Source organism: Curvibacter fontanus, from assembly GCF_054780335.1.
On sequence record NZ_BAAGWN010000047.1, the window covers coordinates 58,870 to 80,520 of the forward strand.

General features: G+C 66.1%; 19 protein-coding genes and 1 pseudogene. 3 read left to right on the forward strand and 17 right to left on the reverse strand.

All coding sequences use genetic code 11. From position 1 onward, the window contains the following. Position 1 precedes the first annotated feature (1 nt). The gene (locus ACYVH8_RS17165) at positions 2-142 is read right to left on the reverse strand and encodes a hypothetical protein (protein WP_460490035.1); all 141 of its coding nucleotides are present in this window, start codon (positions 140-142) and stop codon (positions 2-4) included. Positions 143-300: 158 nt separating this feature from the next. Here ACYVH8_RS17165 and ACYVH8_RS17170 point away from each other — a divergent pair, with 158 nt between their 5' ends. Further along, positions 301-2,139 (forward strand): diguanylate cyclase domain-containing protein, encoded by a 1,839-nt coding sequence (locus ACYVH8_RS17170; protein WP_460490036.1) that lies wholly within the window; start codon positions 301-303, stop codon positions 2,137-2,139. Between the two features lie 93 nt (positions 2,140-2,232). On the opposite strand, the pseudogene ACYVH8_RS17175 reads toward ACYVH8_RS17170, so the two are convergent. The 7 genes and pseudogenes from ACYVH8_RS17175 to urtA form a co-directional block, all read right to left on the reverse strand. After that, a pseudogene (locus ACYVH8_RS17175) lies at positions 2,233-2,526 on the reverse strand (RNA polymerase subunit sigma-24); the annotation flags it as partial. Between the two features lie 158 nt (positions 2,527-2,684). Continuing rightward, complete coding sequence (locus tag ACYVH8_RS17180) at positions 2,685-3,794, reverse strand: patatin-like phospholipase family protein (RefSeq protein WP_460490037.1); 1,110 nt, start codon at positions 3,792-3,794, stop codon at positions 2,685-2,687. A 185-nt stretch (positions 3,795-3,979) separates the two neighbouring features. Further along, a complete protein-coding gene (urtE, locus tag ACYVH8_RS17185) occupies positions 3,980-4,672 on the reverse strand; it encodes an urea ABC transporter ATP-binding subunit UrtE (RefSeq protein ID WP_460490038.1) in 693 nt (230 codons plus the stop codon). 609 nt (positions 4,673-5,281) lie between these two features. Then, positions 5,282-6,163 (reverse strand): urea ABC transporter ATP-binding protein UrtD, encoded by an 882-nt coding sequence (gene urtD / locus ACYVH8_RS17190; protein WP_460490039.1) that lies wholly within the window; start codon positions 6,161-6,163, stop codon positions 5,282-5,284. Next, positions 6,160-7,383 carry an urea ABC transporter permease subunit UrtC gene (urtC, locus tag ACYVH8_RS17195; RefSeq protein ID WP_460490040.1) on the reverse strand — a complete coding sequence of 408 codons (1,224 nt, stop codon included), beginning with the start codon at positions 7,381-7,383 and terminating at the stop codon, positions 6,160-6,162. The genes urtD and urtC overlap by 4 nt, the downstream gene beginning before the upstream one ends. Beyond that, complete coding sequence (urtB, locus tag ACYVH8_RS17200; RefSeq protein WP_460490041.1) at positions 7,380-8,954, reverse strand: urea ABC transporter permease subunit UrtB; 1,575 nt, start codon at positions 8,952-8,954, stop codon at positions 7,380-7,382. Before urtB ends, urtC begins: the two co-directional genes overlap by 4 nt. Positions 8,955-9,004: 50 nt before the next feature. Next, positions 9,005-10,273, reverse strand: a complete 1,269-nt coding sequence (gene urtA, locus ACYVH8_RS17205) for an urea ABC transporter substrate-binding protein (protein WP_460490042.1) — start codon at positions 10,271-10,273, stop codon at positions 9,005-9,007. Positions 10,274-10,567: 294 nt separating this feature from the next. Between urtA and ACYVH8_RS17210 the strand changes: the two genes are divergently transcribed. Both ACYVH8_RS17210 and ACYVH8_RS17215 read left to right on the forward strand, forming a co-directional pair. Then, positions 10,568-12,286: a hypothetical protein gene (locus tag ACYVH8_RS17210; protein WP_460490043.1), complete on the forward strand. Its 1,719-nt coding sequence runs from the start codon at positions 10,568-10,570 to the stop codon at positions 12,284-12,286. Between the two features lie 159 nt (positions 12,287-12,445). Next, positions 12,446-12,793, forward strand: a complete 348-nt coding sequence (locus ACYVH8_RS17215) for a single-stranded DNA-binding protein (protein WP_460490044.1) — start codon at positions 12,446-12,448, stop codon at positions 12,791-12,793. A gap of 164 nt (positions 12,794-12,957) precedes the next feature. Here ACYVH8_RS17215 and ACYVH8_RS17220 read toward each other — a convergent pair whose 3' ends face one another. From ACYVH8_RS17220 to ACYVH8_RS17260, 9 genes are all read right to left on the reverse strand, one after another. Beyond that, entirely contained in the window at positions 12,958-13,437 is a 480-nt protein-coding gene (locus ACYVH8_RS17220) for a hypothetical protein (protein ID WP_460490045.1), read from the reverse strand. 241 nt (positions 13,438-13,678) lie between these two features. Next, the gene (locus ACYVH8_RS17225; protein ID WP_460490171.1) at positions 13,679-14,329 is read right to left on the reverse strand and encodes a GntR family transcriptional regulator; all 651 of its coding nucleotides are present in this window, start codon (positions 14,327-14,329) and stop codon (positions 13,679-13,681) included. 84 nt (positions 14,330-14,413) lie between these two features. Beyond that, entirely contained in the window at positions 14,414-15,073 is a 660-nt protein-coding gene (locus tag ACYVH8_RS17230) for a cysteine hydrolase family protein (RefSeq protein WP_460490046.1), read from the reverse strand. After that, positions 15,070-16,452, reverse strand: coding sequence for an AtzE family amidohydrolase (locus ACYVH8_RS17235; protein ID WP_460490047.1), 1,383 nt, complete (start codon positions 16,450-16,452; stop codon positions 15,070-15,072). The genes ACYVH8_RS17230 and ACYVH8_RS17235 overlap by 4 nt, the downstream gene beginning before the upstream one ends. Next, entirely contained in the window at positions 16,449-16,655 is a 207-nt protein-coding gene (locus ACYVH8_RS17240) for a DUF4089 domain-containing protein (RefSeq protein ID WP_460490048.1), read from the reverse strand. Before ACYVH8_RS17240 ends, ACYVH8_RS17235 begins: the two co-directional genes overlap by 4 nt. A 230-nt stretch (positions 16,656-16,885) precedes the next feature. After that, on the reverse strand, positions 16,886-17,809 hold the full coding sequence (locus ACYVH8_RS17245; RefSeq protein ID WP_460490049.1) for an ABC transporter permease: 924 nt from the start codon (positions 17,807-17,809) through the stop codon (positions 16,886-16,888). Beyond that, the gene (locus ACYVH8_RS17250) at positions 17,806-18,885 is read right to left on the reverse strand and encodes an ABC transporter permease (RefSeq protein WP_460490050.1); all 1,080 of its coding nucleotides are present in this window, start codon (positions 18,883-18,885) and stop codon (positions 17,806-17,808) included. The genes ACYVH8_RS17245 and ACYVH8_RS17250 overlap by 4 nt, the downstream gene beginning before the upstream one ends. Then, complete coding sequence (locus tag ACYVH8_RS17255; RefSeq protein WP_460490051.1) at positions 18,882-20,489, reverse strand: ABC transporter ATP-binding protein; 1,608 nt, start codon at positions 20,487-20,489, stop codon at positions 18,882-18,884. Before ACYVH8_RS17255 ends, ACYVH8_RS17250 begins: the two co-directional genes overlap by 4 nt. Before the next feature lie 5 nt (positions 20,490-20,494). After that, a complete protein-coding gene (locus tag ACYVH8_RS17260) occupies positions 20,495-21,475 on the reverse strand; it encodes a BMP family protein (RefSeq protein WP_460490052.1) in 981 nt (326 codons plus the stop codon). Positions 21,476-21,651 lie beyond the last annotated feature (176 nt).

Here is a 21,651-nt window from a genome sequence, read left to right on the forward strand (position 1 = left end):
TTCAGCCCAGCAGCCGGTACAGGCCGTAGGCGGCCAGCGCGCCGGACAGCACCAGCAGCAGGGTCTTGACCATGCGCGTGGGGACCAGCGCGCCGATGACGCCGCAGACGAGAATGGCGGCGAAGATGTAAGTCATTTTCATGCCGCAATGGTAAGACTTCACGAAACGGGCCCGGAGCTGCAGCACCCCGCTCCGTCCTGTGCACCATTTCAAGCCGCTCTTGGCTATGATGGCGCAAGCCCTCCCCAGCCACCACCCGGACCCGCCTCCGGCCATCAGACCAGGGAACCACCCGCCCCATGACGCTGGACCTCATCTACAGCACAGCGCTCCTGCTGGCTCTGTCGGCACTTTACGAGTTCAATGTGCGCATCTGGGGCAGCCGCCATCTGGCCGCCGGTCTGGCCGCCGGCCTGATTTTCGGGGCCATCAGCATCTTCGGCATGATGCACCCGGCCAATCTGGCGCCCGGGGTGATCTTCGACGGGCGCTCGGCCATCCTCGGCGTGGCCGGCATCTTTGCCGGCCTGCCCGCCGCCATGATCGCCGGCCTCATGGCCGCTGCTTACCGACTGTGGCTGGGCGGCGTCGGCGCCCCCGTGGGCGTGGCCGTCATCGCCACCTCCGTGCTCTTCGGCCTGGCCATGCGACGCGCGCTGCACCGGGGCTGGGCCCAGCCCAAGCTGCTTGATTTCATGATGTTCGGACTGCTGCTGCACATCGCCTGCCTGGGCTGGTTCCTGCTGCTGCCGCTGCAGCATCTGCAAAAACTGCTGGACACGGTGGCCGTCCCCTACCTCTTCGTGCTGGCCCCGAGCACGGCCCTGCTGGCCCTGCTGCTCAACGACCTGCAGATGCAGCGCCGCTCCAAAGAGGCGCTGACGCGCAGCGAAGCCCTGCGCCGCGCGATCACCCGGGCCTCACCCGACCTGCTGCTGGTGCTGGACGAGGACGGCCGTTACCTCGAGGTGATCTCGCAGGAAGAACAACTGCTCTCGGGTCGCCCCGACCAGCTGATCGGCAAGCGCGTGGACGAGGTGCTGTCGGCGGACGAAGCCCAGCGCCTGCACGGCTTCCTGCGCCAGACCATCCAGGCCGGTGCGCCGCAGCGGATCGAATACGAGATGGACGGCATGGACGGACGGCATGTGCTCGAAGGACGGGCCCAGGTGCTGGACGTCCTGGTGGATGGCAAACGCGCCGTGCTCTTCGTGTCGCGCGACATCACCGAACGCGTGGCGGCCGAACAGGACCGCCGGATCGCCGCCGTGGCCTTCGAATCGCGCCAGGCCATGCTGGTCAGCGACGCCGACACCGTGATCCTGCAGGCAAACCAGGCCTTCGTGGACCTGCTGGGCTACAGCCGGGAAGAACTCATCGGCCGCAAAACCAGCATGCTGCGCTCGGGCCGTCAGGACGCGGCCTTCTACGAAGCCATGTGGGACAGCATCCAGAAGACCGGCAAATGGGAGGGCGAGATCTGGGACCAGCACAAGCACGGCGAACTCATCCTCCTGTGGACCACGATCACGGCGGTGCGCAACGAGCACCGGACCGTCACCCACTACGTGGCGACCATGAGCGACTTCTCCGAACGCAAGGTGCAGGAGGAGAAGATCCGCGCCATTGCCTTCTACGACCCGCTCACCGCCCTGCCCAACCGGCGCCTGCTGCTCGAACGCCTGCAGCGCGCCCTGACGCTGGCACGCCGCAACGGCCAGCACGGCGCCCTGCTTTTCCTGGACGTGGACAACTTCAAGGGCATCAACGACGCGCACGGCCACCACACGGGTGACCTGCTGCTGCAGGAAATCGCCGACCGGCTGGGCCGCGTGGTGCGCGAGTCCGATACGGTGGCGCGCCTCGGCGGCGACGAATTCGTGATCGTGCTGGAGCATCTCAACGAAGACCCGGCGCTGGCCCGCACCGAAGCCCGCCAGATCGCCGCCAAGGCCCTGCTGGCCATGGCCAAGCCCTACGACCTCGATGGCCGGATCTGCCGGAGCAGCGGCAGCATCGGCATCGCCCTGTTCAACCAGACCGAAATCGATATGGACCTGCTCATGCGCCAGGCCGGCGAGGCCATGTACCAGGCCAAGCGCGCCGGCAAGAACACCGTGCACCTGCACGAGGGCTGAAGCTCAGGCCCTGGCTGGCGATGACCGACACAGGCCGCGCCGCATGCCGCGGTAGTGCGGCCTCATCTCGTTCACGTATATCTCAAACCAGCCGAACTCGGCTTTTGCTTCTGCATTGCGGCCCAGCCGGGCCAGCAGGTCGCCGCGCACGCCGGGCAGCCACCGGTAGCTTTGCAAGGCCTTGTCGGTGCGCAGGGTGTCAATGATGGTCAGACCCGCCTCGGGCCCGTAGGCCATGGCCACGGCCAGGTTGAGCTCGACCACGGGTGAAGGCGCGGCCTGGGCCAAGGCCTCGTACAGTGCGGCGATGCGCGGCCAGTCAGTGTTGGCCGCCTGCGCGGCGCGTGCGTGACAGGCGGCGATGGAGGCCTGCAGTGCGTAAGAACCCAGGGACTCCACCGCCAGCAGTTGGCCGCAGTCGCGCAGGTCTTCGGAAAACCGGACCATGCGGCCATAGACTTCACGGCCTTCGGCCTCGGTGCGCGTGCGGCGCTGGCCGGTGGGCTCGACCATCAGCAGCATATAGGGCATGGCTGGGGCGCTGCTCAGCCGAACAGGGCCTGCAGATCGATGGACGAACGCCGCCCGAGCGCCGAGGCATCGGCCTGCAGCCAGAGGGCGGCGCGCTCGCGGCCCTGCTGGTGCAAACGCTGCAGAAAGGGGCCATGCGGCAGCAGCTTGCTGTCGCTGCGGTCCAGGCTGTCGAGCTGGCTGGTGTCGATCATGTGGAAACGCATGTCCAGCAGGCGCTGCTCCAGCCGGCCCTGGCCGAAGCGCGCGGCGGAGGAAAACTGGATGCCGTGGGTGAACATGCGCATCTCGCGCAGGAGGTTGGCGCTGAAACCCAGCTCGGCGATGCGCGTCTCGATCTCGGCCACGGTGCTGGGTGTGACCTCGCGGCGCAGCGGGTTGAGCAGCACCAGCAGCACGTCGCGTGCCTCGCACTCGTAAAACAGCGGAAACACCGCCGGGTTGGCGGTGTAACCACCGTCCCAGTAGGCCTCGCCGTCGATCACCACGGTGCGGTGGATCTTGGGCAGGCAGGCCGAGGCCAGCAAGACGTCCACGTCGAGCTCGCTCTCTCGGAACACGCGCAGCTTGCCGGTGCTGACCTGGGTGGTGCCGACGAAAAGCTTGAAGGGGCTGTGGGTGCGCAGCCGTTCGAAGTCGATCTGGTCCACCAGCAGGTCGCGCAGGGGGTTGAGGTCGAAGGGATTGAGCTGCATGGGCGAGAACTGGCCGGCCCAGCTGGAGAAGAGCTTGCCCGCGGGCGTGAAGCCGATGGAGTCGCCCTTGCGCCGGGTCATCAGGCCCCAGGGCATCTGACGGCCCAGCTCGGTCCAGAACTTCGCCAGCGCCTTTCTGGCGCCTTCGCGCCCCCCTTGCAGCCAGCCGTGGGCAAACACCACGGCGTTCATCGCGCCGGCGCTGCTGCCGCTCAGGCCCTCGAACTCGATGCGCGAGTTTTCGAGCAGTGCGTCCAGAACGCCCCAGGTGAAAGCCCCGTGGGCGCCACCGCCCTGCAGGGCCAGATTCAATTTGGCCGGCGTGGTCGTGCGTTGACCCGACAGGGCCCGCCTCCACTGCGCGAGCAGGCCGCTGGCGGGCGGGGTGCCGGGCTCTGCGCCGGCGGGCATGGATTCACTTTCGGCCAAGTCAGCTCCTTGTGGGGGCAGGATGTCTTGCGACATCGTCGGGTCGGGTTAACCCTAGGCCATCATACGAGGATGAGACGCACCGTGCATGAAACACCGGGCTTTTGTGGCACGCAAGTGTTGCGAAATGCTGCAGCGGCTGTCGCATGGTGCACCCATGCGCAGCGCTGGTGCGAATTTAGCGTTCAAATCGCGACGAGCTTGCGCACGCCGTCGGCTTCCATGCTCTTGCCCCGGCCGGCCGCGATCACGGCGCCGCGCTCCATGACCACGTACTCGTCGGCCAGTTCCTGGGCGAAGTCGTAGTACTGCTCCACCAGCAGGATGGCCATGTCACCGCGGTCGGCCAGCATGCGGATCACGCGGCCGATGTCCTTGATGATGCTGGGCTGGATGCCCTCGGTCGGTTCGTCCAGCACCAGCAGCCTGGGGCCGGCCGCGAGCGCACGGGCGATGGCCAGCTGCTGCTGCTGCCCCCCCGAGAGGTCGCCCCCACGGCGGTTGATCATCTGCTTGAGCACGGGGAACAGCTCATACAACTCGGCCGGAATCGGCGTACCACCCGGCTTGCTGGCCAGGCCCATGCGCAGGTTCTCTTCCACGGTGAGGCGGGCGAAGATCTCGCGGCCCTGCGGCACGAAACCGATGCCGGCCCTGGCCCGCTCGTAAGGCGTGGTCTTCTGGATGGCCTTGCCTTCGAACTCGATGTCACCCGACTTGATGGGCACCAGGCCCATGAGGGATTTGAGCAGGGTGGTCTTGCCCACGCCGTTGCGGCCCAGCACGACGGTGACCTTGCCCTTTTCGGCGCTGAGGGTGACGTCGCGGAGGATGTGGGAGCCGCCGTAATACTGGTTGATGTTTTTGACATTCAGCATGTCACACCTGGCTTTCTGCTTGATGCCCTGACAGGGCGGCTTTGCCGGGATGTGCCCCCGGCAGGGCAGTAACTTTCTTTTGCTTCGCCAAAAGAAAGTCACCAAAGAAAAGGCGACCCTGGTGTCTGTGACCCCGGCTTCGCCGGGGCAACCTGCGGTGCTCGACTGGTCCGGGGTCTGCGCAAACTCGCCCTGCGGTCTCAAACATGCGCAGCCCTTCATCCGGCCCAGTCTCCGCTCCTCGGCACATACACAAGGGAACCCGAAAACCCAACAGCCGAACCCCACAAGGACGCGCCATGGCGCGTCCTTGTTGTATTGGGGATTGGTATTTGGCTCCCACCGCCGTAATGAGGAGGCGAGTAGCGCGGGGAGCGGCGGAGATAGAAGCGCAGATGTCTGAGCCCGCAGGGCGAGTTTCTGCGCTTCCCGCCGATCCCGAGCAACGCAGCGTGCCCGTAGCGCAGCGGAGGGTCGACGAATCCGGCTCGCCTTCTCTTTGCTTACTTTCTCTTGGCGAAGCAAGAGAAAGTGAGTCGCCCGCCGGGGCGAGACCCGGCAAAGCAGGCTGGTACGGGTGCCAAACAAAGCGAAGAGATGTGAACAAGATCATCTCCCCAGATAAACCTCAATCACCCGCTCATCCGCCTGAACCTCTTCAAGCGTGCCTTGCGCCAAGACAGACCCATCACACAACACCGTCACGATCTCCGAGATCGCCTTGATGAAACTCATGTCGTGCTCCACGACCATCAGTGAATGCTTGCCCTTGAGACTCAGGAAAAGCTCCGCCGTGCGCGCGGTCTCCTCGTCGGTCATGCCGGCCACGGGCTCGTCGAGCAACAACAACTTCGGGTCCTGCATCAGCAGCATGCCGATCTCCAGCCACTGCTTCTGCCCGTGGCTCAGCGTACCGGCCTGGGCCGTCAGGCTGCCGGCCAGATGGATGGTGTGCAGCACCTCGGCCAGGCGGTCGGACTGGCCCGAGTCCAGGCGGAAGAACATGGAGGACTTGACACCCTTGTCGGTCTTGAGCGCGAGCTCCAGGTTCTCGAACACGCTCAAGTGCTCGAACACCGTGGGCTTCTGGAACTTGCGGCCGATGCCCAGCTGGGCGATCTCGGCTTCGCTGTGGCGCAGCAGGTCGATGGTGGAGCCGAAGAAGACCGTGCCCTCGTCGGGCCGGGTCTTGCCGGTGATGATGTCCATCATCGTGGTCTTGCCCGCACCGTTGGGGCCGATGATGCAGCGCAGCTCCCCCGGCGCGATGTCCAGACTGAGCTGGTTGATGGCCTTGAAGCCGTCGAAGCTCACGCTCACGTCTTCCAGGTAGAGGATGCGGCCGTGCGTAACGTCCACCTCGCCCGCCACCTGCACGCGGCCGTAGCTCGCGGTCTGGCCGCCGGCCACGGTGTTCAGGCGCGCGGCGTCCAGGGCCGCGATGCGGGCCGCATAACGCTGCGCCCCCTGTTCGAGCAGATCCGGTGTCATTTCTTCGCTCCCCGCACGCTCTTGAGTTTTTTCACCAGCCCCACCACCCCATCGGGCAGGAACAGCGTCACCACGATGAACAGGCCGCCCAGGAAATAAAGCCAGAACTCCGGGGCCGCCACGGTGAGCCAGCTCTTGGCGCCGCTGACCACAAAGGCGCCGACGATGGGGCCGACCAGGGTGCCGCGCCCGCCCACCGCCGCCCAGATGGCGATTTCGATGGAGTTGGCCGGGCTCATCTCGCCCGGGTTGATGATGCCCACCTGCGGCACGTAGAGCGCGCCGGCGATGCCGCACATCACGGCCGACAGCGTCCAGATCGCCAGCTTGTAGCCCAGCGGGTTGTAGCCCGAGAACATCACGCGGCTCTCGGCGTCGCGAATGGCCTGCAGAACGCGGCCGAACTTGGCGCGCACCAGCCAGCGCGCCAGCAGGAAGAAGGCCAGCAGCGTGAGCCCGGTCAGCACGAAGAGGACCATGCGCATGTTCTGCGTGGCAACGGCGAAGCCCAGGATGCGCTTGAAATCGGTGAAGCCGTTGTTGCCGCCGAAGCCCGTCTCGTTGCGGAAGAAGAGCAGCATGGCCGCGAAGGTCATGGCCTGCGTGATGATGGAGAAGTACACGCCCTTGATGCGCGAGCGGAAGGCGAAGTAGCCGAAGACGAAGGCCACCACACCGGGCACCAGCACGACGAGCAAGAGCGTGGCGATGAAGCTGTCGGACAGGGCCCAGTGCCAGGGCAGTTCCTTCCAGTCCAGGAAGACCATGAAGTCGGGCAGATCGCTCTTGTAGTTGCCGTCGCGGCCGATCTGGCGCATCAGGTACATGCCCATGACGTAACCGCCCAGCGCGAAGAACAGGCCGTGGCCCAGGGAGAGGATGCCGGTGTAACCCCAGATCAGGTCCATGGCCAGCGCGCAGATGGCGTAGCACATGATGCGGCCCAGCAGGGCCACGGCGTAGTCGCTCAGGTGGAAGACGCTGTCCGCAGGCACGATCAGGTTGAGCAGCGGCGCCAGCGCGCAGATGAGCAGCAGCGCAACCAGGAAGCTGCCCCAGCCACCGCGCGTGAGCAGCGGCTGGCGCGTGGGCAGTCCACACTCCCTCCCCCGCTGGGGGAGGGTTGGGGTGGGGGCACCGCGCACCTCGCCCCCACCCTGCCCTCCCCCAGCGGGGGAGGGTGTATGCCGTTTCGGCTCGGGAGTCGATAGGGTACTCATGCTTCCGCGCTCCTACCCTTCATCGCAAAGATGCCCTGCGGACGTTTCTGGATGAAGATGATGATGAAAACCAGCACGGTGATCTTGGCCAGCACGGCCCCCGTCCAGCCTTCGAGGAATTTGTTGAGCACGCCCAGGCCCAGCGCGGCATAGGCCGTGCCGGCCAGCTGGCCCACGCCGCCCAGCACCACGACCATGAAGGAATCGACGATGTAGCTCTGGCCCAGGTCCGGCCCCACATTGCCCACCTGGCTCAGCGCGCAACCGGCCAGGCCGGCAATGCCGGAACCGAGTGCGAAGGCATAGGTGTCGATGCGTGCCGTGTTCACGCCCATGCAGGAGGCAATGGGCCGGTTCTGCGTGACCCCGCGCACGAAGAGGCCCAGGCGCGTGCGCCCGATCAGCAGGGCCATGCCGGCCAGCACGGCCAGCGCGAAGGCGATGATGACCAGGCGGTTCCAGGGCAAGGTGAGGTTGGCCAGCAGCTGCCAGCCGCCGCTCATCCAGGCCGGGTTCTCCACGGCCACGTTCTGCGCGCCGAAGAGCGAACGCACGGCCTGCATGAGCACCAGGCTGATGCCCCAGGTGGCCAGCAGCGTTTCCAGCGGGCGGCCGTAGAGGAAGCGGATCACGCCGCGCTCCAGCGCCGCGCCCACCAGAGCGGACGCCATGAAGGCCACGGGCACGGCGGCCACGAGGTACCAGTCGAAGGCGCCGGGCAGGTATTTCTGGAACACACCCTGCACCACATAAGTCGCGTAGGCGCCGATCATGATGAGCTCGCCATGGGCCATATTGATGACGCCCATGAGGCCGTAGGTGATCGCCAGGCCCAGCGCGGCCAGCAGCAGGATGCTGCCCAGGCTCAGGCCTGTGAACATGGCGCCCAGGCGCTCGCCCCAGCGCAGGCTGTCGTCGATCTGGCGGATGGCGGAGCTGATCTGCGCCTTGACGTCGGCATCGGTTTCCACCGAAAGCCGCTCGTTGAGCAGCAGCTTGGTGTCGGGCGAGCGGCTTTGCGCCAGGGCACCGGCGGCCGTCAGGCGTTGCGACCTGTCCTCGCTCGCCAGCAGCACGGCTGCACGCGCCAGCGCCAGCACAGCGCGCACGCGCTCGTCCTGTTCACCAGCCAGGGCCTTGTCGAGCAGGGGCAGGCGCCCGGCGTCGGGCTCCTTGAGCATGGCGCGCGCCGCGTCCCCGCGCAGCCTGGCGTCGGGGCTGAAGAGCTTGAGCACCGCCAGCGCGGTGTCGATCTCGCCGCGCATGCGGTTGTTGTTGATGACGTCCTCGGCGTCGTCGGGCAGGGCCACGGACGCACCCGTGGCCGGGTCCGCGGCCTTGTCGTCGCGCACGATGTAGACCTTGCCACCCGCCACCTTGACGGCGTCATCGGCCAGGGCCTGCAGCAGCGCGGCCTTGCGCTCATCCGGGTTCAACACGGCCTGTTGCAGGGCCGTGATGCGGCCATCGGTCTCGCCGATGACGATGGCCTGCGCCTCTGCGGGGGTCAGGGCCTGTGTAGGTGCCGCGCACAGGAGCGCGGCGAGTGACAGCAAGAAACTTCTGATCATGGATAGGGCCGTTGATCCCCTCTCCCCCTGGGAGAGGGAGCGAATACCGCTTACTTCTTCACCGGCTCATCAGGCTTCTTGTCATTGCCTTCGATGTACGGGCTCCAGGGCTTGGCCTTGACCGGGCCCGGGGTCTTCCACACCACGTTGAACTGGCCGTCGGCCTTGATCTCGCCGATGAACACGCTCTTGTGCAGGTGGTGGTTCTTCTCGTCCATCTTGCTCACGATGCCCGAGGGCGCCTTGAAGGTCTGGCCGGCCATGGCGGCGATGACCTTGTCCACATCGGTGGACTTGGCCTTCTCGACAGCCTGCTTCCACATGTGGATACCGATGTAGGTGGCTTCCATCGGGTCGTTGGTCAGCGGCTTGTCCTTGTGGCCCGGAATGCTCTTGGCCTTGGCGTAGGCGCTCCACTGCTTGATGAAGGCGTCGTTGTCCTTGTTCTTGATGGACATGAAGTAGTTCCAGGCCGCCAGGTGGCCCACCAGCGGCTTGGTGTCCACGCCGCGCAGCTCTTCCTCACCCACGGAGAAGGCGACGACCGGCACGTCCTTGGCCTTCAGGCCGGCGTTGCCCAGTTCCTTGTAGAAGGGCACGTTGGAGTCGCCGTTGATGGTGGACACCACAGCCGTCTTGCCACCGGCCGAGAACTTCTTGATGTCGGCCACGATGGTCTGGTAGTCGCTGTGGCCGAAGGGGGTGTACTTCTCGTCGATGTCCTTGTCGGCCACGCCCTTGGCTCTAAGGTAGGCGCGCAGGATCTTGTTGGTGGTGCGGGGGTACACATAGTCGGTGCCCAGCAGCACCCAGCGGCGGGCAGCCCCGCCGTCCTTGCTCATCAGGTAGTCCACAGCGGGGATGGCCTGCTGGTTGGGCGCGGCGCCCGTGTAGAACACGTTCTTGGACAACTCTTCGCCCTCGTACTGCACGGGGTAGAACAGCAGGCCGTTCATTTCTTCCACGACCGGCAGCACCGACTTGCGCGACACCGAGGTCCAGCAGCCGAAGATCACCGACACCTTGTCCTGGCCCAGCAGCTGCTTGGTCTTCTCGGCGAACAGCGGCCAGTTGGAGGCCGGGTCCACCACCACGGGCTCGAGCTTCCTGCCCAGCACGCCGCCCTTGGCGTTGATCTCTTCGATGGCCATGAGCACGGTGTCTTTCAGCACCGTCTCGGAAATGGCCATGGTGCCCGACAGGCTGTGCAGCACGCCCACCTTGATGGTGTCGGCGGCATGGGCTGGCAGCGCGGCCAGGCCCAGTGTGGAAACAGCGGTGGCGGCAGCCAGCGCCTTGAGGGTAAATCGACGTTGCATGAGGGTGACTCCAGGTGGTTGAACAAATCCCGCTCGCTGCGCCCGGCCGGGCAAACGGCCTGGGAACGGCGATGGAGTCACTCTAGGGATGAGAGGGGGAAGGGGGAATACGCCGGACGGCGTATTCGGGGGCCGGGTGGGCTGGGCGGGTCGGTCAGCGCAACGGGGGATGAATGACTCTCAGCGCCCCATCGCGGACGATTGCTGAACTCTTAAGTATGTCCCTTGACCAAGGCCCCTCGTTTTGTAAGGATCGGGTGCCACCAAACACGGGGCAACTTCAACTCCAGGCACATGCAAAAATTTGATGAACGGGCATTCCGAGAGATCGCCGGGGCACCGGATGCTGGTAAGGCCGAATGGCTTCTCCGGGCGGAGGACTCGATCGCCTTCCTGAAGGGCAACACGCAGCGCGACGAGATCGTGATCTATGCCATCGCAGACGCCGTCCTTATCCATGGCGTGCTGGCCCCGACAGAACAGGTCACGCCGGCCGACCAAACGGACCTCCTAAATGCTTACATCATGCCGGACAACAGTTGGTGCATTCAGCGAGCATGGGGCGGTGGCGAAGGACATAGGATCTACCTAGAGCCGCCGCTCAGTCATCCGGGGTGTAGATCCCTCATTGGCGGCGAGAAGCTGATCTTCCGCCGGTCATTCACCGGCCTCGCCGATGGCCCCGCCCCAGTCGAGCTCAGCCAAAAGCTCGTGCATAGCCTCGATCTCTACTGGGTTGAGGAACGCAGCGCCTATTGCCGCCTCGACAAGCGCGGAGATATTGAGGATGTAATTCGCGTAATCTGGCTGAAAGGCCAAGACACGAAAGAGCGCGATGTTGTTGTGACCATTCTCATCAAGGATCTTGCGACCTTTATGGCCGTTGCAGGTATGTCGCTAGTCATCAAATTCGATTTCACGCGATTCGAACCGAAGGCTTTCGGGGGGTGGGATCAGGACCGCCAATCACAGAGAACCTCCGTAGCAGATCTCTTTTACACGCTAGGCATTTCGGCCAACGCCAGCTATGCCAATGGTTGCATGATTCTCAGACCGGCAGTGACGGTTGATGACCTCATCCAGGAATGGAAGGACGAAGAGGATCCAAAAAATAAGCAGTACGCGACTTTCAAAGTCCTCGATTGGAAGAACAAGCGCCTCGCGGAAACCTCATGCGCACCCGAGTTCCTCTCCAACTATTTCCAACAATCCGACAAGCCGTTCGAAATCTCCCCTGCCTTTTTCCGACCCGAAGTTTTGATGCGCTTCAAGAACGACCCTGAAAAGTACGATCTGCAGGATCGCTCGATCAGCTGCCGGAACGCCTGGTACTTGAAAACGTACGACATCAACGAGGCCGGTCAGGTCCATACCTATATTGGGTACCTTGCCGGCCTGCCGTATGAAGAGCAGTGCTACTGGCAGTCGTTCAATGAGTGGCCGAAGAGTCCAATCTCGACCAGGGCTTACGAGAATGACTTCCTTGGTGCATTCAGTAGCGAATACGACCCGCTGCGGGCATTGAAATACAAGATTCGCCAACTCGACGAGAACCCGCCAGCTTGGTGGAAGCCGCGCGGAAAGGAGCTCTCTGATGCCGCGCGATATCCGGCGACCGATTCCGTCTCCGAATGGGCTGATGAGATTCTTGCTCTCGATCAATTGCTGAACGAAGGTTTCCTTCCCAAGCCACTGCAAAAGCTAGCCGAGGGTGCGGGCCGGACTGTTGACAAGCAGTGGAAATCGCTTCGCCTCCTTCAAGACTATCTGGAAGCTCAGGGTCAGAGTGCCGATGAGGCGCGGGCAGTTATGGAACCACTTGCCAAGTTGCATGCCCTGCGCAACCCTCTCAAGGGCCACGGCTCGACCGATGAACGCAAGGCCGCGCAGAAGCAGGCGAGGTCCGATCATGGAACCTTGCGGGCACACTTCACAGCTCTCGCCGCAGAATCTGACAAGGCACTTGCAGCCATCCTGCAGGCCTTCGGCATCGCTATCGATCCGGGCTGTTGATTCTCTATCAGAAGCCAATGTGCGGAAACTGTCGGAAGAAGTCTCGATCGACTGCTTTGCGCGCGTGGTCTGGCGGACCACTCTTGGCCGGAAACCGCTTCCCGCCACTCGCACGACCTTCTATTCAGTGACAATCCCCCCACAACTCCCGGAAACACCATGATCGAAGGCCTGATAACCGGCACCCTGGTGGGCCTGGCAGAACAACGCCAGGGCAAAAACGACAGCACGTTCGTGCTCGCCAAGGTGAAGGCCACGACTGGCGAAGGCGAGAGCCTGATCGTCAACGTGATTGCCTTTGCGGCCGAGGCCGGCGCGGCCCTGCTGGCGCTGGACGAGGGGGATGCGCTGGCGCTCTCCGGCGCGCTGACGCCCAAGGTCTGGACCGACAAGCAGGGCAACACGCGGCCCGCGCTGGACCTGGTGGCCAGCCAGGTGCAAACGGTTTACCAGGTGGCGCGCAAGCGCGCGGCCCTGGGTGGCGCCGCCAACCGTTCAGAGGCCTGATACGACTGCGCGTTCAAAGACATACCCATACGCCCTGAGCCTGTCGAAGGGCCGCTGGGGCTTCGATGGACGCGGGCCGACCGGTTCTCGATGAATGAGAGCAATCGGTCCGAGGGCCGATTCAGGCCGGCAGAAACCTCAATACGCCCGGGTAGCGCGCCCCGTCAATCCTTATGCCCGTGCCTGCCGCGTTTTTCGCCTCGGTGCTCATCGTCATCGTCATCGTCGTCGTCATCATGGTGCCGATGCTTCCCACGGCGTTCCCACCAGCGGTCACGCTCATCCGCCCGGATGAAATAGACGGGCCGGCCGCAGGCGTTGTAACGACGGCAGCTTCGCTCCCAGTCTTCTCGATCTTCGTCAGGGACGTGCACATAGATAGGCTGGGTGCCATAGATGGGGGTACCCACAATGACGGGCTGGGGATTGAAAACCGGAGGCGGTGGATTGGAGCCAACCGAGACCTGCCCAAAAACACCGGGAACGAATTCGCCGCCAACGGTGACGTTCACATAGGGCTGCGCATGCGCAACGCTGGCCAGCAGGAGGGTCAGACTCGCCAAAGACAGCGCGAGAAAACGCCCCGTGCCGCGCCAGGCCGGGGAGCGGACATGTTCATGGCCTTGATGGCAAGTTCTGTTCATCTTGTTTCTCCAGGTGATATCCGGTAGGACATCCCATTCTAGCCATCCGGTCGTTTCGCGCTGCCGATGGCCCGGCCTCGGCCGGCAGGCTCGACAGCATGCCCTGCCGGGCGCCTTCACGGCTTAACCGAAGCAAGGTTCGCCATGTGTGTCTCGATCTCGGCCAGTGGCGCCTGACATCGGGTTCAGGTGATGATGGCGGCCCTGCTTGAGCGAAATTCGAAAATGATGCGCAGCGCGCTCAGGCGGCGCGCCGGGCCATGTGCACCTGGTGCAGGGTGATCTTGCGCACCTCGGCCTGGCTGGTCTGGATGTGGGCGCGCAGGAGCATCACGGCCGGGTCGCTGCGCTTGCGCTGGATGGCGCGCAGGATCTTGGCGTGTTCCTCGTAGGTCGCGTCGATGCGCGCGGGCTTGGTGAAATCGAGCCGTCGGATGATGCGGATGCGTTCGGTCACGTCGCGGTGCACGCGTGTCATCTCGGCATTGCCGGCCGCGGCCACCAGACTGCAGTGAAAGTCCTCGTCCCACTGCGCCACCTGGCGGATGTCGGTGCTGCGCTCGGCCGCGGGCACCAGCCAGATCGCCGCGATCTGGTCCAGCAGGGCGCGGTCGACCTTGGTCTCGTCGGCGCACAGGCGCTGCACGGCCGTGGTCTCCAGCACCATGCGCAGGTCGTAGAGCTGCTCGAACTGCTCGAAGTCGAAGGGCAGCACGCGCCAGCCGTTGCGGAACAGCACCTCGACATACCCTTCCTGCTGCAGGCGGAACAGGGCCTGGCGCACCGGCGTGCGCGACACGCCCAGGCGCTCGCTGACTTCGTTCTCGGTAAAGCGGTCGCCCGGCACCAGCTTGAAGTCGGCCACGTCGCACTTGAGCTGCTCGTAGACCATGTCCGCGCGCGAGCGGAAGGCAGGCGTTTCGGCGTGGGTGGCAGAACGGCGGCTGGTGGTATGCACGGCCAGACTCTAGCAGCGTCAGAGGGCGGCCAGCAGCTGGCCGCTGCCAGCCGTCCAGCCCACGATGGCGCCCTGCGCGTGGATCATCTCCACGGCGGCGGCCTTGAAGTGCGGGAAGTAACTCTCGGTGCAGTCTTCCAGCAGCAGACTGTCATACCCGCGGTCGTTGGCCTCGCGCATGGAGGTCTGCACGCAGACCTCGGTGGTCACGCCCATGAAGATCAGGTGGCTGATGCCGCGGGCCTGCAGTGTCTCGTGCAGGCCGGTGGCGTAGAAAGCCCCCTTGCCCGGCTTGTCGATCACGAGCTCGCCCGCGATCGGCGCCAGCGCGGGAATGATCTGGTTGCCCGGTTCGCCCGCCACCAGGATGCGGCCCATGGGGCCGGGGTCCCCGATGCGCAGGCTCGGGTTGCCGCGCTTGCGCTTGGCCGGCGGGCAATCGGACAGATCGGGCCGGTGCGCCTCGCGCGTGTGCACCACCAGGCCGCCCGCTTGACGCCAGGCGCTCAGCACGGACTGGCAGGCCGGCACGATGGCTTCCAGCAGCGACACGTCGTTGCCCAGCGTTTCACCAAAGCCACCGGGCTCGATGAAGTCGCGCTGCATGTCGATGATGACCAGGGCCGTGTGCGCGGTCTCGAACTCGAACACAAAGGGATGGGCGGCTATCTTTTTCACAGCAGGGGCTCCTTGGGTCCGGCCACACCGGCGGCCTGCAGAGCAGCTGCCGCGCGCAGCGCGAGGTCTTCGCGCCAGGGCGCGGCGATCAGCTGCACGCCCAGGGGCAGGCCCCTGGTGCCCTCGGGCCACATCGGCACCACAACCACAGGGCAGCCCGCAAAAGAAATGGGCTGCGTGAGCAGGCCCATGGAGGGCCGGGTGGGATGACGCTGGCCGTTCACCTCGATGAACTCCTGCCCGAGCAGGGTCGCGCTGACCGGCGTGGCCGCGCACAGCAGCACGTCCCATTGGGCGAGCAGCGCGTTGACCCGGTCGCGGTAGGCGCGGCGGAAACGCTGCGCGCGCAGATACCAGTGCGCGGGCTGCAAGGCACCGGCGATGAAACGGTCCACCGACACCGGCTCGAAATCATCGGCACGCTGGCGCAAATCTTCGAGGTGCAGGCTGCCGCCCTCGCTGGCCGTGACGATGAAAGCCGCCGCGCGGCCCAGCGCCGCGTCCGGCCACTCGACCGATTCGCGCGCGCCCAGCAGCCGCGCGGCCTGGGCCACGACAGAGCGCGCCGGCTCGCTCGCGTGCTCGTGAAAATAGCCACCGAGAACGCCGATGCGCAAGCCCTGGACACCGGCGGGCAGCGTGGGCGCGGTCGGCTGCACACGCAGGGCATGACAGCCTGGGTCCAGCGGGTCCGGCCCCTGCATGGCGTCGTAGGCCAGGGCCAGCGTCTCCACGCAGTCGGCCACGGGCCCCAGGTGGTCGATGCTGTGCACAAAGGGATAGCTGCCGCGCCGTGTCAGGCGGCCGAAGGTGGGCTTGAGCCCCCAGACCCCGCACAGCGAAGCCGGCACACGGATGGAGCCATTGGTGTCCGAGCACAGGGCCAGCGGCACCTGGCCGGCCGCCACGGCGGCCCCCGAACCGCCCGAGGAGCCGCCCGAGGTGCGGGCCAGGTCATGGGGGTTGCGCGTGGGGCCGTAGTGCGTGTTCTCGGTGGTGAAGCCGTAGGCGTACTCGTCCATATTGAGCCCGCCCAGCAGCACGGCACCCGCGGCCTGCAGGCGCTGCACCAGCACGGCGTCCTCCTGCGCGGGCGGCAGGCCGCGGTTGACCTTGGAGCCCGCCAGCGTGGTGAGCCCCCGGATGTCGAAGAGATTCTTCACCGCATAGGGCAGGCCCGCCAGCGGTGGCAGGGCTTCCCCCGCGGCCCGGCGCTTGTCCACGGCCGCGGCTTCGGCGCGGGCGCGCGCGAAGGTCCGGTCGGTGAAGGCGTTGACCTTCTCGTCGGTGGCCACTATGCGTGCGATCGCGTTTTCGCAGGCTTGCGCGGCCGAGACCTCACCCGCCGCGATGGCGCGCAACAGTGCGGCGCTGTTCATGAGCCCACCTGCGGAAAAGGCGCGGGCCGATAGACCTCGGCCGGTTCCACTTCGGGCGGCAGGGCATAGGCCTCCAGCGCCTTGGCCAGCACCGCGGTGCGCCCCAGGTGCTGGGCCACGGCGCGCGCGCGTGTGTCGTCCAGCGGCAAGTCGAGCGCGCGCGCGGTCGCGCGTACGTAGGCGAGGACGTCCTGTTCCTGCATCTCAGTTACTCCATCGAGCTATGCCAGACCCGCGATGCGTGAAACGGTCTAACCGGGGAACGCCGTGGAACCGGCTTTGCCGGGCCACTGGCGTTGCCCCCTTGAGGGGCTGAGGGCCGCGGCTCCAAGCCTGCCTGTGCAGGCTTGGACGGACCAAAGAGCCTGCGCCTCCGGCGCTGGCACGTCTGGCGGAGCGACACGAAGTGCGCGTAGCCTGGGGGTGCTTCATTTCAGTGACCGGTGTAGGGCCGGGTCAGCGCGGCAGGCGCGATCTGCCGGCCCACCAGGCCGCCCACGGCCAGCAGCGCCAGCACATAGGGCAGCATGATAAGCAGGGCGCTGGGCACCTGCACGCCCATGGCGGGCAGCTGGAACTGCAGGGCCGTGGCCGCGCCGAAGAGGCCGCAGGCCAGCAGGGTGCGGCCCAGCTTCCAGTTGCCGAAGATCACCGCGGCGATGGCCAGGTACCCCGCGCCGCTGGTCATGCCCTCGGTGAAGGTGTGGATGTCACCGATCGAAAGAAAACAGCCGGCCAGCGCCGACATGAAACCGGTGAAGAGCACCGCGCCGTAGCGTATGCGCGTGACCTTGAGCCCCGAATTCGCCGCCGCCTGCGGCGCCGTGCCCGCCGCGTGCAGCGCCAGGCCCAGCGAGGTCGAGCGCATGACCCAGGCCACGGCGATCACCAGCAGAACGGCCCCGTAGAGCAACCAGGTCTGGTGAAACACGTGCTCGCCCAGTAGCGGGATATCGGCCAGGCCCGGTGGCGCCCACTTGTCCAGGCCCGGGATCTCGGCACGCGAGCGGCTGCCGAAAAGCGCGCGGTAACCCAGGGTGGTGGCGCCCAGCACCAGGATGTTGATGCCGATGCCGGTGACGATCTGGTTGGCGCGCAGCGTGATGCTCAGGAAAGCCTGCAGCCAGGCGATGGGCAGCACACACAGGACACCCAGGGCCAGGCCTATGACAGGCGAGCCCGTGGCCCAGGAGCCCACCGCGCCCGCAAAGGCGCCCGTGAGCATCATGCCCTCCACGCTCATATTGAGCACACCCGCGCGTTCGCTCACGAGTTCGCCCGTGGCGGCCAGCAGCAGGGGCGCGGCCAGGCGGATGCTGGAGCCGACGAAGACGGTGGCGAGTTCGGGTTCGATCATCGGCGGGCCTCCATGCGCTGGATGGCGAGCGCCGCGCCGGCCAGGATCACGATGATCAGGCCCTGGATCACCACCACCAGCGCGGTCGGCACCTGCGCCACCATTTCCATATTGATGCCGCCCGAGCGCAGGAAACCAAAGAGCAGCGAGCCCGCGATCACACCCGGCACCGAACCGCGCGCGAGCAGGCCCACGACCAGCCCGTCGAAACCGTAGCCGGACGAGAAACCCGCCTTCAGTGTGTACTGCTCGCCCTGCAGCATGCAGGCCCCGGCCAGGCCGCCCAGCGCACCCGCAGCGCAGAGCACCCCCACCGTGAGCCGGTCCACCGCCATGCCGGCGCGGCGCGCGGCGCGCGCGTTCATGCCGGTGGCGCGCAGGCGCAGGCCCAGCACCGTGAAACCCAGCACCACGGCCACGACCACGGCGAACACCAGGCCGATGGGCAGGCCCGCGTGCAGCGGCACCGAAGCGTCGCCCAGCAGCAGCGGCAGCTGGGTGGGCAGCGGAATCTCCAGCGACTCGGGCAGCGTCGCCGAAGTCGTCATGGGCCGGCGCAGCAGCTGCTCGCTCTGCACGCTGCCGTAGACCATCCACACCGCGATGAAGGACAGCAGCAGCGTGGCGATCACCTCGTTGGTGCCGGCCTTGACCTTGAGCACCCCCGCGATCCCGCCCCACAGGGCGCCTGCCAGGCAGGCCCCGAGCATGGGCACGATGAAGGCCAGGCCGAAAGGCAGGCCGGCCACCGGCGGCCAGAGCGCAAAGGCCGTGGCGGCGATGCCGCCCACGGCAATCTGCCCTTCACCGCCCACATTGGTCAGGCTGGCGCGTTCGGCCAGCACAAAACCCAGGCCGACCAGCATGAAGACCAGCGCGCGGTTGATCGAGGCCGCCAGGGCATAGGGCGAGCCCCAGGCGCCGTCGGCGAACGCGGCGACTGCCTCGCCCACGGGCACACCCATGAGCGCGACCATCAGCGCGCCGATCAAGAGTGCCAGGACCACGGCGGCCACCGACATGCCCAGCGCCGGGCCGGGCCGCACGGTGCGCCACAGGGTGAGTGCGGTGCTCATGCCAGGGCCTCCTCTGGCACGGTCGACGGTGTTTCCTGTCCGGCCATCCAGGCGCCGATGCGCGGACGCTCGGCCGGGTCGGCCTTGCAGCTGCCCATGAGGCGGCCGCGGTAGAGCACGACGATGCGGTCGGCCACGGCCAGCAATTCTTCAAGCTCCGACGAAATCAGCAGCACCCCCACCCCACGCGCGGCCACCGCGCGGATGTGCCCATAGATGGCTTCCACCGCGCCCACGTCCAGGCCGCGCGTGGGCTGGGCGGCCAGCAGGAAACGCAGGGGATCGAGCGTGAGCTCGCGCGCCAGCACGGCCTTCTGCTGGTTGCCGCCCGAGAGGCCGCCGAAGGCCACCTCGGGGCCCGCGGCGCGCACGTCGAAGCGCTGCATCAGTTCAAGCGCCGCGCGGTTCAAGGCCTCGCGGTCCAGCAGTCCGGCTTTTCGAAAGCGGCCCAGCCGGTCCAGCATCATGTTCTCGGCCACGCTCATGCCCGTGACGCAGGCCAGGGCGTGGCGGTCTTCGGGCACCACGCCGCAGCCGGCGGCCGTCAAAGTCTTGGGGCTCTCGCCCGTCATCTCTACACCGAAGATGTGGAAACGCCCTTCGCTGGGTTTGAGCATGCCCGAGAGCACGGCGCCGAGTTCACTCTGGCCATTGCCCTCCACGCCCGCGACGGCGACGATCTCGCCCGGCGCCACCATCAGCGTGAAATTGTCCAGGCGCAGCACGCCGTCGGCGTCGCGCACGGTGAGCCCGTCGGCCAGCAGCGCCATCTCGCGCGGCGGCAGGGTCTCGTGCGCCACCTGCTTCAGGCTGCGCTCCTGCGGCATGGTGCCCGCGGGCGCCTGCAGGTCGCGCTGGATCATGGCACGCACCAGCATGTCGATCTCCTGCGCCGGCGCATCGGAACGCGCCACCACCCTGCCCCCGCGCAGCACGGTGGCGCGGCGCGCCACCAGGCGGATCTCGGCCAGCTTGTGCGTGACCAGCACCACACCGCAGCCCTGCGCGGCCACACGCTCGCACACTGCGAGCAGGGCTTCGATCTCGGCGGGCAGCAGCACGGCGGTGGGTTCGTCCAGCACCAGCAGCCGGGGCTCGCGCACCAGGCATTTGACGATCTCCACGCGCTGGCGCTCACCCACGGACAAATCCTGGATGCGCGCATACGGGTCCAGCGCGAGGCCGTAGCGCTCACGCAGGGCATCCAGCCTGGCGGCGCAGGCCCGGCGGTCGAGCACCCCGCGCGACTGGCCCAGCAGCATGTTGTCGACCACCGTCAGGTCCGGCACCAGGCTGAAGTGCTGGTGGACCATGGCGATGCCGTGGTTCAGCGCATCGGCCGGTGAATGCGGCGTGTAGGGCGCGCCGTCCAGCGCCATGTGCCCGGCGTCCGGGCTGTGCACGCCGAACACCAGATTGCACAGCGTGGACTTGCCCGCGCCGTTCTCGCCCAGCAGGCAATGCACCTCACCCGGCAGCAGCGCCAGCGAGACGTCGGCCAGCGCCTGCAGGGAGCCGAAGCGCTTGCCGAGGCCCTCGAGCCGCAACAGGGGTGCGACGTCCGCAGACGCCGCGCCTGGGCCCGGAGCAGCCTCGGTGCGCACGACGATCAGCCTTCCAGCACCTTGATCTTGCCGCTCTGGATGTCCTTCTTGATCGCTTCAAGCTTGGACTTCATCTCCGGCGTGGCGCCGCAGACCACCATGTCGGAGGCCTTGGGGCCCATGGCCAGGCCGAAGGGCTTGTAACCGGCCTTCCAGCTGCCCTTGACGGCCTCACCGATGGCGTACTGCACCTGGTAGCCCACACCCGTGATGCTGTAGGCCGGGTACAGCGGGTCGCTGCCGCAACGGTCGGTGTAGCTGCCGACGATCTTGGTGCCCTTTTCCTTGGCCGCCTGCTCCATGCCGCGCAGGCCCAGGTTCAGGATGTGATAGTGCACGTCGGCGCCCTGGGCGATGGCGGCGAGCGTGGCTTCCTTGGACTTGGCCACGTTGTCGAAATCGCCCGTGTAGTTCTCGAAGTACTTGATCTTGGGGTTGATGTACTTGGCGCCGTTGCCGAACTCCTTGCCGGCGTTCACGATGGAGGGAATCTCCATGCCGCCCACATAACTCACCGCGCCGTTCTTGGACAGCATGGCGGCGGCCGCACCGGCCACGAAGGCGATCTCGGCCTGCTTCACGTCGTAACCGGCCACATTCGGCAGGTCTTCGCCCTTGTTGCCACCGACGATGGAGAACCTGGTGTTGGGAAAACGCTTGGACACCTTCAGCACGGCCGCCTGCGTCTGGCCGCCCACGCCGATCACCAGCTTGTTCTTGCCGGCCAGGTTGGTCAGGGCCTGCTCCATGTCGGCGTAGTTGATGTTCTCGATCATCTGCACCTTGATCTTGTCGCCGAACTCCTTCTGCGCGGCCACCAGGCCGTCGTAGCCCGATTCCATCCAGCCCTTGTCGGACTTGGAGCCGGGGATCAGGATGCCGACCGCCAGCGGGTCGGCGGCTTGCGCCAGGGGCGCCAGCGCGAAGGCCGCCGCTGCGACAGCGGCGAGGGTGAATTGGCGACGGGACGTGAACGTGGATTTCATGGCATACCTTTCGCTTAAGTGTTGAGTGAGGTAACTAATTAATTACTTACACGACCATGCCCTGCAATAACAGTGCCAGTGAAAAGACGCTTTTGGCGCCAGGGAACGGCTCGCAATTGGTGCGTTCGCACCAGATTGCGGCAGTGCATGCCTGTTGATCGCACACAAAAGGAGCC

Coding starts and splice junctions, on each gene's coding strand:
- ACYVH8_RS17225 (WP_460490171.1), bottom strand. CDS start 14,329: ATGGTCTACGAGCAGCTCAAGTGCGACGTGGCCGACTTCAAGCTGGTG.
- ACYVH8_RS17170 (WP_460490036.1), top strand. CDS start 301: ATGACGCTGGACCTCATCTACAGCACAGCGCTCCTGCTGGCTCTGTCG.
- ACYVH8_RS17165 (WP_460490035.1), bottom strand. CDS start 142: ATGAAAATGACTTACATCTTCGCCGCCATTCTCGTCTGCGGCGTCATC.
- ACYVH8_RS17220 (WP_460490045.1), bottom strand. CDS start 13,437: ATGAACAGAACTTGCCATCAAGGCCATGAACATGTCCGCTCCCCGGCC.
- ACYVH8_RS17235 (WP_460490047.1), bottom strand. CDS start 16,452: ATGAACAGCGCCGCACTGTTGCGCGCCATCGCGGCGGGTGAGGTCTCG.
- ACYVH8_RS17260 (WP_460490052.1), bottom strand. CDS start 21,475: ATGAAATCCACGTTCACGTCCCGTCGCCAATTCACCCTCGCCGCTGTC.
- ACYVH8_RS17215 (WP_460490044.1), top strand. CDS start 12,446: ATGATCGAAGGCCTGATAACCGGCACCCTGGTGGGCCTGGCAGAACAA.
- urtB (WP_460490041.1), bottom strand. CDS start 8,954: ATGATCAGAAGTTTCTTGCTGTCACTCGCCGCGCTCCTGTGCGCGGCA.
- ACYVH8_RS17250 (WP_460490050.1), bottom strand. CDS start 18,885: ATGAGCACCGCACTCACCCTGTGGCGCACCGTGCGGCCCGGCCCGGCG.
- urtC (WP_460490040.1), bottom strand. CDS start 7,383: ATGAGTACCCTATCGACTCCCGAGCCGAAACGGCATACACCCTCCCCC.
- urtD (WP_460490039.1), bottom strand. CDS start 6,163: ATGACACCGGATCTGCTCGAACAGGGGGCGCAGCGTTATGCGGCCCGC.
- ACYVH8_RS17210 (WP_460490043.1), top strand. CDS start 10,568: ATGCAAAAATTTGATGAACGGGCATTCCGAGAGATCGCCGGGGCACCG.
- urtA (WP_460490042.1), bottom strand. CDS start 10,273: ATGCAACGTCGATTTACCCTCAAGGCGCTGGCTGCCGCCACCGCTGTT.
- ACYVH8_RS17245 (WP_460490049.1), bottom strand. CDS start 17,809: ATGATCGAACCCGAACTCGCCACCGTCTTCGTCGGCTCCAGCATCCGC.
- urtE (WP_460490038.1), bottom strand. CDS start 4,672: ATGCTGAATGTCAAAAACATCAACCAGTATTACGGCGGCTCCCACATC.
- ACYVH8_RS17240 (WP_460490048.1), bottom strand. CDS start 16,655: ATGCAGGAACAGGACGTCCTCGCCTACGTACGCGCGACCGCGCGCGCG.